Origin of the sequence: Anoxybacter fermentans (genome assembly GCF_003991135.1) — a bacterium.
Lineage (GTDB): Bacteria > Bacillota > Halanaerobiia > DY22613 > DY22613 > Anoxybacter > Anoxybacter fermentans.
In genome coordinates this window covers 712,026-726,074 of sequence record NZ_CP016379.1, presented here as the reverse complement: position 1 = coordinate 726,074, position 14,049 = coordinate 712,026, and the positions used below count along the sequence as shown (strand labels likewise).

Here is a 14,049-nt window from a genome sequence, read left to right as displayed (position 1 = left end):
GGAGACTGAAACTCACCAATAATCACGATCTTTTCTTTTAAACTCATTTATTGTTGCAACCTACACTCCACTAAGTAGGAGACTGAAAGACAGTGAACCCAATTTTTATTATTACTGTTTTTTTGTTGCAATCTAGACTCCGCTAAGTAGGAGACTGAAACTTAGCATCAGTATTAATTAACCTGTTCAACTCGGAGATCGTTACAACCTACACTCCACTAAGCAGGAGACTTCCAATAAAAAAGCCAGGCACAACAGCCTGGACTTTTTTCCTTCCCAGGAAGGAAAATTAAATCATCTATAGAATCTTTACTAATAACATCTACTGAAAGGGTGTTTTTTATGGATAACATTGAAAAAATTCTACACCAAATATTAGAAAACCAGGTTAAAATGCAGTCGAAGATTGAAAAAATAGAAGCAAAACTTGAAGAACTCAAAACCAATCAGGAGCGCATCGAGAAAAAAGTTGATGTAATTTCCAACCAAGTTGCAGATCTTACTGAATTCAAGGTTACAACAACTGAAAAACTTGATAAACTGACAGATAAAGTCAATAAAATCTCCAAAACTATTACCTTTATCAAACACAAGGAATTACAAAATGAAGAAGATATTTTCTATCTAAAGGAAAACCTATCCTGATTTAATATTGACCAGATCTAATATCTGGTTTTATCCTTTTATGCAGGATTGATAAGCCTTTAATGCTTCTAAATTCCAAAAGACCAGGCTAGCTCGCCTGGTCTTCCTTCTTCTCTACCTCATTCGTTGATCATAAAAATTGCCCAGTTGATGATCTGGACTCTCGAAAAAGAGGAATTTTTCATTTTTTGTCTAATTATTTAAATAGAAAGGGGTGATAGAAAAAAATTATTGGAGTAAAATAATGGAAATCGCGATTAGATAAAATTAGCTCTTAAATTCTCTTGATTACTGCGATTTTCAAAGGTGAAATTTTACGGCAAAATGCTAAAAAACGGCTTATTTGGGCCAAAATTTGCTGATTAGAAAGGCGATTTATTTTCTAAGTAAAGTGGGATAAAGCTTGAAATATCGCCAATTTTGAATGACGACGGGTTTGAATGCAAGTTCCATTAAAACAAGGATTGAAACGCTTAAATGAAAGATGTATTTGATAGGGTGTATTGTTTGAATGCAAGTTCCATTAAAACAAGGATTGAAACAAAGCTTCTGAGAGGCTTTCTGAGAGGCTTTGAACGTTTGAATGCAAGTTCCATTAAAACAAGGATTGAAACTGTTTGGAGATCGTCTAAAAGAATTAAGAAAAGAGAGTTTGAATGCAAGTTCCACTAAAACAAGGATTGAAACTTTCCATATTTCACTATTCATTTCAACTATCACACGTTTGAATGCAAGTCCCACTAAAACAAAACGTGAAACTAATCGTTCTGGCCACCAACTGCGGTTGCAACTTAGACTCCGTTAGCTAGGAAACTGAAACTTACTATTCTCTAGGAAAAATGGTGCTGGTAAATGTGCTACGTTGCAACCTAGACTCCGTTAGCTAGGAGACTAAAAACCTAGAACACCCCAAAAACAAAAAAATCAACACCTCCTCTATAGATCATGTTCATAAATCTCCTGGTTCCTTATCCCATTCAATTTCTTCTGGTTGCAATCTAATAAGCAAAAGGCCAGACATGACAGCCTGGTCTTCCCTCTTCCCTACCTCTCACGTTGATCATAAAAATTGCCTAGGATATGACCTAAGCTGTTTTTCTTCTTTCTAGAAAGAGGAATTTTTCATTTTTTGTCTAATAATACATTTAGAAGTCGTCGACCTTAGATAGTGCAAAAACCCCTGGGGTGCGACGACAACCTTAAAATGTGCAGGTTTGTTGATATTTCAAGGATTATCTCTAGTTCAGTGTTCCAGAGTTATGCTCGTAAGGATTTTCCTTAATCTAGCAAGCCCTTTATTTACGCCACTTAAATGGGTTTCTAGCCTACCTATAAGGAATTGAAACCATAAATACGCTCCGTATCTTCCTAATGGTCCCATAATCAAGTTTCTAGCCTACCTATAAGGAATTGAAACTCCTTTTTGTACTCAAATTTGATGCCGTACAAATTGAGTTTCTAGCCTACCTATAAGGAATTGAAACATGAAGCTTTCATCGTATATTTCTTCGTGGCTTAGGTTTCTAGCCTACCTATAAGGAATTGAAACAGAAACTCCTTCCAGTTCTCTGATGTATAAACCTCCAGTTTTTAGCCTACCTAGAAGGAATTGAAACATACTAAAGGAATGGCTATACAATCCACCCGAAGGGTGGGTTTGTAGCCTACCTATGAGGTCCAGACAACCAACTGCGGTTGCAATGTAAACTCCGTTAAGTAGGAGACTGAAACTAACCTGAGGCCGAGACTCTGATAGTGTATGTGCCTGTTGCAATCTAGACTCCGTTAAGTAGGAGACTGAAACGGTGTAAAAAACAAAACGTAATATTGATTTTTGCTATATCGTTGCAATCTAGACTCCGTTAAGTAGGAGACTGAAACAATTTTGCTAAAACTTCCTGTGGCTTAATTCCTTTTTCTTTTGTTGCAACCTAGACTCCGTTAGCTAGGAGACTGAAACGTCCATATATCCCGGGATAAAAAACCAAGAATTTTTCATGGTTGCAACCTAGACTCCGTTAGCTAGGAGACTGAAACATATAAAGTGCTTGATTTAATACCCCAGCTTCATATTCTTGTTGCCCTAGACTCCGTTAGCTAGGAGACTGAAACGTGGTACCGACTATAAAAGTGTGCAAACTTCTAATTTCGTTGCAACCTAGACTCCGTTAGTTAGGAGACTTCTTCTCCACTCCTCATTTCAAGAACAAGACACCATTGGAAACACAAAAAATATCCAGCTGATCTGAAATTAACGTTTATCAAAATTTGTCTGACTATTGTTTGTAATTTAAGGGAAAAATACTGTTTAGAAGAAGGATTATAAGTGTTTGGGGAGAAACTCTAAAAGAGGAGAAAAGTTGATTTTCGCAAATGTCCCGATTGGGGAATTCTTCCATGGTAAATAATGGGTAGAAAAATCGCTAAATTTGGAGCTATTCAGAGTTATAAGAAGTATTTCGTTACAATCATGGGAAATTGAAAGATGACCTTGAAAAACAGATATTTATCAGCTTATATCATCTCAAACTATCTCAAATCGCTTTCGCAAATCCCCCTGGGTTTTGTGCAGAAAATCGATTTGCGAAACTGAGAGCTTTAAATTGGCTTTTTGGCTGTTCAAGAATGGCGAAATGACGCGGTTTGTCCAGGCAAAAAACTACGGTTGCAATCTAGACTCTGCTAAGTAGGAGACTGAAACATGATATAATAATCATTATTATATAAATTATACATTGCGTTGCAATCTAGACTCCGCTAAGTAGGAGACTGAAACTCATATATGACAGCCCGGGCTTCGATGAATTTGGCAGATTTGTTGCAACCTATACTCCGTTAGCTAGGAGACTGAAACTTATAATGTGAAGTTTTAAAAGTCCAATAATCCCCGGTGTTGCAACCTATACTCCGTTAGCTAGGAGACTGAAACGCATCTTCATCATTCCGAGCGATCTCTTCGATCACTCTATGTTGCAACCTAGACTCCGTTAGCTAGGAGACTGAAACTTCGAAGCACCCCATTCGATGCCTCTAAAACCACTTGCGTTGCAATCTAGACTCCGTTAAGTAGGAGACTGAAACTTGCTGTCCGTAATGGAAATCTGGTTTAATTCGAGCGTTGCAACCTACACACCGCTAAGTAGGAGACCCCAATAAAAACGGTCAGGCGCAATAGTCTGGCTTTCCCTCTTCCCTACCTCTCACGTTGATCATAAAAATTGCCTAGGATATGACCTAAGCTGTTTTTCTTCTTTCTAGAAAGAGGAATTTTTCATTTTTTGTCTAATAACACATATTTAGAAGTCGTCGATCTTAGATAGTGCAAAAACCCCTGGGGTGCGACGACAACCTTAAAATGTGCAGGTTTGTTGATATTTCAAGGATTATCTCTGTTTCAGTGTTCCAGAGTTATGCTCGCAAGGATTTTCCTTAATCTAACAAGCCCTTTATTTACGCCATTTAAATGGGTTTCTAGCCTACCTATAAGGAATTGAAACTAAGTGTATGGTAAAGTTATGTTAATCAGTATAGCGAATGTTTCTAGCCTACCTATAAGGAATTGAAACTCTTTCGGGAAGTATTCATAAAAAGTTGAAGTACTCCTTGGTGTGTAGCCTACCTATAAGGAATTGAAACATATCATAACTCACCTGAGTAGGTGCCTGAACCGTGACGGTTTGTAGCCTACCTGTCAGGATTTGAAACAGCCCTATATAAGCAACGCAAGTTCCACTATAACAAGGATTGAAACGGGAGGATTTTGTTTTGGAGGTCAACATCTGGGACAAGTTTGAATGCAAGTTCCACTAAAACAAGGATTGAAACAAAAACCCACCTATACTAATAGGCGGGTTGACAAAGTTTGAATGATAGTTCCACTAAAACAAGGCGTGAAACTAATCGTTCTGGCCACAAACTGCGGTTGCATTCTAAACTCCGATAAGTAGGAGACCCCAATAAAAACGGCCAGGCGCAATAGCCTGGCCTTCCCTCTTCCCTACCTCTCACGTTGATCATAAAAATTGCACAATTTGTGATCTGGGCTTTCTAAAAAGAGGAATTTTTCATTTTTTGTCTAATAATACATTTAGAAGTCGTCGACCTTAGATAGTGCAAAAACCCCTGGGGTGCGACGACAGTATATTATCTTTTATGTTTGTTGATATTACTGGGTTTGTTTAAAATTGAGGGATTTTTAAATGAGTTTTTTGTGAATACCCTCAAAATGACGACCTCTTTATTTATGCGGGTTCAATGGGTGTGTAGCCTACCTATGAGGAATTGAAACGCGGACGGTAAAAATCGTATAAATCTTCAATTGCGTTTGTAGCCTACCTATGAGGAATTGAAACTACTCACTTTCTGCTAGTCTGAACTCACGTAAATTATGATAAGTTTGTAGCCTACCTATCAGCAATTGAAACAGCCCTATATAAGCAACGCAAGTTCCACTAAAACAAGGATTGAAACACCAAGAAATATATCTTACCATTAGAATCAATATAAGTTTGAATGCAATTTTCACTAAAACAAGGCGTGAAACTAATCGTTCTGGCCACCAATTGCGGTTGCAACCTAGACTCCGCTAAGTAGGAGACTGAAACTTGTAACATACTGCACAACAATTACCCAGCTCTTCCATATGTTGCAACCTAGACTCCGTTAACTAGGAGACTGAAACAAGATGGTAGAAACCTTCAATTCCCATTGCCCTTCAGGTTGCAACCTACACTCCGCTAAGTAGGAGACCCCAATAAAAACGGCCAGGCGCAATAGCCTGGCCTTCTCTCTTCCCTACCTCATTCGTTAATAAAAATTGCCCAGGTTGTGATCTGAGCTTTCTCTATCCCACAGGTAAATTCATCGTTATACAGGTGTTCGTGTTTAATTATACCATTTTTTTATCCCTAAAAGAGGAATTTTTTATTATTTGTCTAATTATATATATTTAGAAAAAAAGAGTGGGAAAGACGTTAAAATTTTGGCGTAAATATTTAAACTGGGTGCAAAATTCAGTTTTTGAAGGTAAGATTTAAAGGAGAAAATTTTTTTAAAATTAGAATGTCGTCGATCTTTTTCTGAATACATATTACTTATGTCAGGTCTAATTTAATAAAACAAAAATTTTATTTATTCATAATTGTATTTTCATATAAATAAAGGAGGTAAATGCATGGCAGAAAACTTAATTAGTTGGCCCGATTATTTTCCGAAAGGTTGTCCTCCAGATACAGCAAGAAGAGATGAAGTAGTAGTTTACCGTGGAATAAGAAATAATAATAAGGTAACTGCGGAAGATTTTATTCCTCTTAAAATATTACAACCTCGACGAAAATTTAAAGGAGAGGATAATTGTAATGCGTGTGGAATATCTGTTTTTAAAGATATAAAAGACTTAATTAAAAAACGAAAATCATTACCAGCACTTAAAAAAAAATATCCGTACATAGCCATTGGAACAATTAAAAGGAATCATGGATTGATATTAGAAACTTATGGTGGATCACATATAACATGGTGGGTTAAACCAGGCGTTGAACCTCATACTTTTTTTGAGGTATATATGGAGGATGAGTCAAATGAATGAAAACTATATTTGTTTAGATTTTATCGGAAAATTAAAGATTTTAGAGATTTATGAGTATTATGATGGTCCCAGGCTATTTAGTTGTGAAAGTATTTCAGGTCAAAAATATTTAGCTGTTTGGATTGATTTTGATGAAGATTCAGAAAGATGGTTGTATGTTCCAGTAAGTAATCATAGATTGTCTTCCGTCAAACGTGGACTTATTTCTCTTTATGAAGCTTTTAATTGTCCTGAAGATGGTTGGTTATGGGATGTAAAAACTTTTTTTCATGACCAATCAAACATTGTAACCCAGATTACTCCAAATCAGCTAAGTAAAGAAGACTTACCAGATGAGGATGCTTTTCTTAATATTCAAGATAAAACACTTCCTGATTTATCCGAAGATCCATGTGTGTTTGCCACCAGAACCAGAAGAGATGTGATAGATTTATCTTTAACAGGTGATAGTGTTCATTTAAATGAAATTGATACAGGTGTTTTAGGGGCTATTTTGTTAAATTTACAGACTTTAATACATTCTTTAGCTTATAAATCTGGTGGAATTCGTGGAAGAATACCAAAAAATATTAAAGAAGCTACAATTTTAAAAACTGTAGCCGTTTTTGAAGGTTCGTTTGGTGTTAGACTCGTATCAAAACATTCTGCTAATTTATTTAATAAAACTCCTGTCTCTGAACCTCTTGAAAAATTAATGAATTTACTAAGTGCTAAAGGGGATCGAGAGAAACTTAGTTCTTTGATGAAATCATTGAGTTTGAAATCTAAAATAAAGTTTAGGCAACTATTAAAAGCTCTTAAGGATGGGAACACTGAGATTAAAACTATTTGGGGTTCTCCAGATTTAAAATCTAATGCAGTTTCATTAACAATTGAAGATATTAATAAAGCTTTAGAAGTATTTGAATTAGATGAGAAAGAAATGACAGAAATAAACAGTTATCAGGGTAAACTTGTAGGAATAAATATGAATAAATATAGTTTTGAATTTATTACTGTTGATGAAGAACGAATTGTTGGGGAACTTTCAGAGGATTTATATAAAAATGTTTTTGAAGTACCAATGTTTGCAGAAGTTAAAATTAAAGAGATATATGAATTTAATTATGTTACCCAAGAAGAAAAAATAACTAGCATATTACTTGAAGTAAATGAGATAAGTAATCCTAATATAAAAGATAGTTAGATCATATAAACATATAAAAAAATAAGAAAGTGTAGCAAAAAACGGTGCATAACCAAAGATATCTACAAGTGAGTACGCCCATATTTTACTCCACTTCGTTACACGGAACGTCGGATATCCCATTCATTGTTATACAGTGTTCGACTTTAAATTATACTATTTTCTTTCTAGAAAGAGAAATTTTTAATAATTGAATGTCGTCGATCCCCAGTAGTGCAAAAACCCTTGAGGTGCGACGACAACCTTAAAATGTGCAGGTTTGTTGATATTTCAAGGATTACCTCTATTTCGGCAGTCTAATGTTGTCCTGATAAAAGTTTTCCTTAATTTAACAAGCCCTTTAATTACGCCATTTAAATGGGTTTCTAGCCTACCTAGAAGGAATTGAAACACGTGTTTGTTGTAGATGTGTATTCTATAAAGTTTCTTAAGTTTCTAGCCTACCTAGAAGGAATTGAAACTCATGTTTTGATAATTGGTATAAGTACCTTACAAAATTTTTGTTTCTAGCCTACCTAGAAGGAATTGAAACATACTAAAGGAATGGCTATACAATCCACCCAAAGGGTGGGTTTGTAGCCTACCTATGAGGTCCAGACAACCAACTGCGGTTGCAACCTAGACTCCACTAAGTAGGAGACTGAAAATACTTCCTAAAAATGAGATCCACCGCCAGTCCCCACTGGTGGTTGCAATTTAACTCAGATAAGCAGAAGACCGAAAGTCTTGTCTCGTCGTGGGAATGACTTTAAAAAAAGAAAACAGATTACTCTTAATACAAAGGACCAGATGCTACAGCTGGTCCTCCTTTTTTTCTACCTCTTTACACGTTGATCATAAAAATTGCCCAGGTTATGATCTGGACTCTCTAAAAAGAGGAATTTTTCATTTTTTGTCTAATATATGTTTAGAAAGAGTTAATAATCAATTGTCGTCGATCCCCGATAGTGCAAAAACCCCTGGGGTGCGACGACAACCTTAAAACGTGCAGGTTTGTTGATATTTCAAGGGTTGTCTCTATTTCAGCATTCAAGAGTTATGCTCATAATGATTTTCCTTAATCTAGCAAGCCCTTTATTTACGCCATTTAAATGGGTTTTTAGCCTACCTATGAGGAATTGAAACACGTCGGGCTGCCAGATTTTGTATCCCGTGTCTTTTTCCAAGTTTTTAGCCTACCTATGAGGAATTGAAACCAACACCTTGCCAGGCTTGCCGCCAGTCCCCTGTGAAGTTTGTAGCCTACCTAGAAGGAATTGAAACAGCCTTATATAAACCATAGCAAGTGGTTTGAACGTAAATTGGATTGAAACAAAAACCCACCTATACTAACAGGCGGGTTGACAAAATTTAAATGTTAGTTCCACTAAAACAAGGCGTGAAACTAATCGTTCTGGCCACAAGCTGCGGTTGCAACCTAGACTCCGTTAGCTAGGAGACTGAAAGCACTTCCTAAACACGAGATCCACCGCCAGTCCCCACTGGTGGCTCAGATAAGCAGAAGACCGAAAGTCTTGTGTCATCGCGGGAATAACTTTAAAAAAAAGAAAGCAGATTACTCCTAATGCAAAAGACCAGGCGCAACAGCCTGGTCTTCTCTCTTCCCTACCTCACATGTAGACCATAAAAAATTGCCCAGGTTGCTGGGCTTCTATTCGTAAAACAATATTAAACATGTAATATCAACCCCCCTGACAGAAACTGGTCCTTCTGTCAAGGGTGATCTGGCTGGAAGTAATTAGTAATTTTTGTCTTTTGCCTTATTCTAAATTTTATATATCCATTGTGTCTTTAATTTTTTTCCTTTCTTATCTTACTTTCTTTTTTCTTGTATTTCATCATCGAAATACCCACTAAATACATTATTACTGAGGATATTTCAAGATTAAACTTTGTTTTATTAGCATCCCTTTCGAATTCGATTTTTAGAGTGAATTTTTTAGCAAGAAAACTAAAAACTATAAATACCAGTATTACTATTGCAATAATCACTACCAAAATATTTCTTTTATTTTTCGTAGCAAATTTCATTTTACTCAATACCTCCTTTGCCTCTTCCAGCCAGACCAGAAAATTTAGAAGAAGCAAAAGACATGTAGCTTAAACTCATTTAAGGGATTGAAAGTTTTCTTTTTGTTTTTGCGCAAAATGTGCCTTTTGCGAAATTGTAATATAGACCCCGCTAAGTATTAGACACAGATATAAAACCTAAGGTGGTAAATTAGCACCTATTGCAACCTAGACTCCGTTAAGCATAAGACTTCCAATAAAAATGTCCAGGCACACTGCATGGTTTCACTCTTCACGTTCTCCAGTCAAAACAGGATTTTATGGATAAAATCATCAAAAAAAGAGGATAATGATTTTTTGTGTAGAAAATATAAAATGTTAGCTTCTTTTAAATCTCTCCTAGGTTTTTGTCCAGAAAATTAATTTACTAAACTGGGAGCTTTAAATTAGCTTTTTGTCAGTTCAAGAATGACGAAATGACGCGGTTTGTTTTGATTATCAATTATTAAATCTCAGATCTACTAAATAGGAGACTGAAAGTTTTAGTTTTTTTCGCAAAAGGCACATTTTGTGCAAAAGTTATAGTGACAGGATTCCAAGAGTAAATCAATTAAAAAAGAAAATAATGATTTTTTATGTAAAAAATATAAGATATTGGCTTTTCATTAACCCCCCTAGAGTTTTGTGCAGAAAATTGATTTGCGAAACTGAAGGCTTTAATTTGATGTTTTACCTGTTCAAGAATGGCGAAATGACGCGGTTTGTCCAGTCAACCAACTGCGGTTGCAACCTAGACTCCGCTAAGTAGGAGACTGAAACTTCAGTTCGATACTTAACCCCATTTCTGCACCTATCTCTTTGTTACAACCTACACTCCACTAAGTAGGAGACTGAAAGAAAAGCTTATATTTCTTATCCCATCCAATTTCCTCTGGTCCAATTTAGACTCTACTAATATGCAAAAGACCAGGCGCAACAGCCTGGTCTTTTCTCTTCCCTATCTCATTCATTGATAAAAATTGCCCAGGTTATGCCCTGGGCGTAATTTCATTATTATACAGTGTTCGACTTTAAATTTTTCAAAGCTCTTAATTCTTTTCTAGATTTTAAACAAGACCTTACATATTCTTTAAGTTCATCCAATGGTATATTCTCAGCAATATAAGGCCATAGTTTAAATTTTGGAAGTCTTTTTATCCCTTTGTCTAAATTATATTTTGATAACAAATTTAATATTTCTTCTCTCCAAAGAAATTGAGCAAGAGCAAATGCCTCAACATTTTTATTTGGTTTTGGAGAACGGACTTGTTTAATCTCCAGGCCAGTCTCTGTAGAAATAGCTAAATAAATACCCCACCAATCAGGAACAATTGAACTAATCTTATCTAAGTGGCAGTTGCCTGTTATAATAGAAACAATATCAAAAACCTTGTTATAAGCATTTATTTGATTGGGTAGTCTGTCTAAGGAATCCCTTTCACTTTTAATCTCATAACCAATAATAGTACCATTTATAACAGCTACATCTACACAAGCTTCTCCCTGGCACACTACAAGTTCATCTAAAATTACAGTGTCTTCATCATTACCATATTGTTTATTTAATTTTTCGTGTAACACATAACGAATATCAATATCTCTAGCCTTCATTGAAATTCTTCCTTATCTAATTTAAAATTATATTTATGGTAAAATATTTTATCATTATAATTCAACAAAAATATTTATTTCCCTTCTAGATGCCATAAAACAATAGGGGTATAATCCAAATTCCACTAAAACAAGGCGTGAAACTAGTTATTCTGGCCACCAACTGCAGTTATAGCCTAGACTCCGTTAAACAGGAGACTTCAATAAAAAAAGACCAAGCTGCCTGGTCTTTCTCTTCTAAATTCCCCTATATTCGTCCTCTCAGGCTTTTAAAGAAGGATTATACATCATTCCCTATCCTAAAGCAATTCCACCTCTTAGAGCAAGGATATAAGGCTTAGACGGCGAATAATAGGTGTAGAATACAATAGAAAGGGGTCTAAAATATTAAACGCGAAGTCAATAATAAGGAAGGTGATAAGTGTTGGCACATGTAGAAAAGCGAGGGAAGAATAGTTATAGGATTATTATCTCTCTCGGTAAGGATCCAGTAACCGGTAAATATCGATATTATCGGGAGACTATTAAAGCTAAGAATAAAAGAGAAGCAGAAAAAAAAGCAATTGAAATTGAAGCAAGAATATTAAAGGGTGATTATATTAAGCCTGATAACATAACTGTGGAAGAATATCTTAATCAGTGGTTAGAAAATTCTAGCTTTAACCTTAAAGAGACAACTTTAAATAATTATAAAATTATTATCAATGCTCATATCATTCCTGAATTAGGTAAAATATCTTTACAAAAGCTTCAACCAATTCACATCCAAAATTACATCTTGAAAAAATTAAAAAGCGGACGTAGAGACGGTAAAGGAGGATTGTCCAATCGATCAGTTAGATATCATTATACCATACTAAGGGAAGCTCTTGATGCTGCGGTAAAATTGCAACTAATTGACAAAAATCCTGCTGTTGCTATTGAACCTCCAAAAGTTGAAAAAAAAGAAATGAAAGCTTTAAATCAAAAAGAAATTGATAAACTTCTAGAGACTGCTTTAGAGATGTATGATTATACTACATATGCAATTATTTTCATCGCAATCTATACGGGGATGAGACGAGGTGAAATTTTAGGTTTAAGTTGGGATCATGTGGATCTAGATGATGCTAGTTTAAGAGTTGAACAGACGCTACTGAAAGGTCCCGAAGGTTCAAAACTCTATACTCCAAAAACTGAACAAAGCAGAAGAACAATTTTTCTCACTAAAACTACCGTTGAAGTATTAGAAAAATTAAAAAAAGAACAGGCTATAAATAAACTTAAACTAGGTCCAGCCTATAATAATGAATATAACCTGGTCTTTGTTAATGCTGATGGCAGTATAATAACCCCTGATGCCTTCAAAAATAGGTTTACACGTATTAGAAAAAAAGCAGGATTAAATAATATAAGGTTTCACGATTTAAGACATACTCACGCAACAATGATGCTCCAGGCAGGAATTTCTCATAAAGAAGCAGCAGAGCGATTAGGACATTCCACAATTACCACAACAGTCGACCTCTATACTCATGTCACTGAGCCACTTAAGAGAAGAGTAGTAGATAAGTTGGAGAGAATGACAAGATAACTTTATTCCCAAATTATTCCCAAAACAGCCCAAATAAAAAATGACACTTTCTTTAGAAGTGTCATAAAGCTAGTAATATCAATTGGTGCGAAGAGGGGGATTCGAACCCCCACGCCCGAAGGCACTAGATCCTAAGTCTAGCGCGTCTGCCAGTTCCGCCATCTTCGCAAGATTAAAATGGGGTGGATGATGGGACTCGAACCCACGACCTCAGGAGCCACAATCCTGCGCTCTAACCAACTGAGCTACATCCACCATAACAGGGAAGAGTACCTCCATCATTTTTTCAATTACAGATTGTATTATATGATGAAATTCACTCAAAATCAAAGTCAACATACTAGTGTTATCAATAATTAGCCCGTAATTACTTTAAATTTCTCATTATAACTCATCAATTCTTTACTATCTTATTTTATCTGGTTACCATTACCACAGCTGGTTGGCTATATTTTATCTCCCTAGCTTTTTGGATATAATATACAGCAGTATCCAATTCACCTAGCTTTTCAAATGTTCTGCCAAGGTGGAAATAAGCCTCCCAGTCATCCGTGTGATGATAAATTGCCTGTTGAAAATAATACCGGGCCTCATCGTAAAATCCCAGGTTAAAATAGACAGCACCCAGATTAAAGTAACCATCACTATTACCGGGATAAAATTCAACTACTTTATTAAAATAATAAATAGCTGGCGCATACATCTTTCTGATAGCATATATATGACCTAAACCATTATAAGCAGACGCGATCACATGGGGGTCAGTACTTTCATCTACAACCCGTCTTAACTCATAAACCGCTTCTTCAAAGTTTAACAAATCATAATAAACATTCCTCCGGCGAAAACTTTTAATGCAATCAAAAAGGGTATTACTTTCTGAAGCCTCTCCTTCAGAATAAGTAACACCCTTCCTGCTTTTTTCATTCAATTCTTCTGCAATAGCAAATAAACGCCCCATAAAAGAGCGTAAATTGCTACAAACCTCTTGTATCTTGTTAATTGAATCTTCTTCATCCCCAAAAATTTGAATTGCTTCCTGACAGTAATCCTGTAAACGCCCAAGTTCAACACGAAACCTCTCCTGCCCCTTCATAACTTAGTATCATCTCCTCTGCAAGTTAATGCCACATTATATAGTATGTCATTTACTACTTTAATAATGTATCATCCAAAAATTTTTTTAAAAATTAAAGGAATAATTAAACTGCAAAAAACTAATCATAAGCGCCATAGAAATTTTTCATTTAACCATCCTAGTGGGATTGAAAAGAATGAACTCATATGAGGATGTGATAAGCTAATCAAAGGTCATAAGGACCCATTGATTAGTGTGCCTTATTTCGACTGAAATTAAACTTTAGATGGTCCGAAAAATTTCTTTATAAAGCAAAAATT

General features: G+C 35.5%; 7 protein-coding genes, 2 tRNA genes, 1 pseudogene and 1 CRISPR repeat array. Of the genes and pseudogenes, 5 read left to right on the top strand and 5 right to left on the bottom strand.

Going from position 1 to position 14,049, the window contains the following annotated elements:
* Positions 1-342 precede the first annotated feature (342 nt).
* The 4 genes and pseudogenes from BBF96_RS03255 to BBF96_RS03240 all read left to right on the top strand — a co-directional run bounded on the left by BBF96_RS03255 (position 343) and on the right by BBF96_RS03240 (position 7,418).
* A complete protein-coding gene (locus tag BBF96_RS03255; RefSeq protein ID WP_127015814.1) occupies positions 343-645 on the top strand; it encodes a hypothetical protein in 303 nt (100 codons plus the stop codon).
* Positions 646-1,079: 434 nt separating this feature from the next.
* Positions 1,080-1,404: a CRISPR direct-repeat array (repeat unit 37 nt; unit sequence GTTTGAATGCAAGTTCCATTAAAACAAGGATTGAAAC).
* 4,202 nt (positions 1,405-5,606) lie between these two features.
* A pseudogene (locus BBF96_RS17300) lies at positions 5,607-5,678 on the top strand (CRISPR-associated endonuclease Cas2); the annotation flags it as partial.
* 140 nt (positions 5,679-5,818) lie between these two features.
* A complete protein-coding gene (locus tag BBF96_RS03245; RefSeq protein ID WP_127015813.1) occupies positions 5,819-6,232 on the top strand; it encodes a hypothetical protein in 414 nt (137 codons plus the stop codon).
* Positions 6,225-7,418 (top strand): DUF6575 domain-containing protein, encoded by a 1,194-nt coding sequence (locus tag BBF96_RS03240; RefSeq protein WP_127015812.1) that lies wholly within the window; start codon positions 6,225-6,227, stop codon positions 7,416-7,418. Before BBF96_RS03245 ends, BBF96_RS03240 begins: the two co-directional genes overlap by 8 nt.
* A gap of 1,791 nt (positions 7,419-9,209) precedes the next feature.
* Here BBF96_RS03240 and BBF96_RS03235 read toward each other — a convergent pair.
* A complete protein-coding gene (locus BBF96_RS03235; protein WP_127015811.1) occupies positions 9,210-9,449 on the bottom strand; it encodes a hypothetical protein in 240 nt (79 codons plus the stop codon).
* A gap of 1,032 nt (positions 9,450-10,481) precedes the next feature.
* Positions 10,482-11,078, bottom strand: a complete 597-nt coding sequence (locus tag BBF96_RS03230; protein WP_127015810.1) for a sce7726 family protein — start codon at positions 11,076-11,078, stop codon at positions 10,482-10,484.
* A gap of 421 nt (positions 11,079-11,499) precedes the next feature.
* On the opposite strand from BBF96_RS03230, the gene BBF96_RS03225 reads away from it, so the two are divergent.
* Positions 11,500-12,651: a tyrosine-type recombinase/integrase gene (locus tag BBF96_RS03225; protein ID WP_127015809.1), complete on the top strand. Its 1,152-nt coding sequence runs from the start codon at positions 11,500-11,502 to the stop codon at positions 12,649-12,651.
* A gap of 83 nt (positions 12,652-12,734) precedes the next feature.
* Here the strand turns inward: BBF96_RS03225 and BBF96_RS03220 are convergent.
* The 3 genes from BBF96_RS03220 to BBF96_RS03210 all read right to left on the bottom strand — a co-directional run bounded on the left by BBF96_RS03220 (position 12,735) and on the right by BBF96_RS03210 (position 13,747).
* Positions 12,735-12,819: transfer RNA gene (locus BBF96_RS03220), tRNA-Leu, on the bottom strand.
* 10 nt (positions 12,820-12,829) lie between these two features.
* Positions 12,830-12,906: transfer RNA gene (locus BBF96_RS03215), tRNA-His, on the bottom strand.
* Between the two features lie 160 nt (positions 12,907-13,066).
* Positions 13,067-13,747, bottom strand: coding sequence for a tetratricopeptide repeat protein (locus tag BBF96_RS03210; protein ID WP_127015808.1), 681 nt, complete (start codon positions 13,745-13,747; stop codon positions 13,067-13,069).
* Positions 13,748-14,049 lie beyond the last annotated feature (302 nt).

Excerpts from the sequence above, each read along its gene's own strand:
- BBF96_RS03255 (WP_127015814.1), top strand. The coding sequence starts at position 343 with ATGGATAACATTGAAAAAATTCTACACCAAATATTAGAAAACCAGGTT.
- BBF96_RS03245 (WP_127015813.1), top strand. The coding sequence starts at position 5,819 with ATGGCAGAAAACTTAATTAGTTGGCCCGATTATTTTCCGAAAGGTTGT.
- BBF96_RS03235 (WP_127015811.1), bottom strand. The coding sequence starts at position 9,449 with ATGAAATTTGCTACGAAAAATAAAAGAAATATTTTGGTAGTGATTATT.
- BBF96_RS03210 (WP_127015808.1), bottom strand. The coding sequence starts at position 13,747 with ATGAAGGGGCAGGAGAGGTTTCGTGTTGAACTTGGGCGTTTACAGGAT.
- BBF96_RS03230 (WP_127015810.1), bottom strand. The coding sequence starts at position 11,078 with ATGAAGGCTAGAGATATTGATATTCGTTATGTGTTACACGAAAAATTA.
- BBF96_RS03240 (WP_127015812.1), top strand. The coding sequence starts at position 6,225 with ATGAATGAAAACTATATTTGTTTAGATTTTATCGGAAAATTAAAGATT.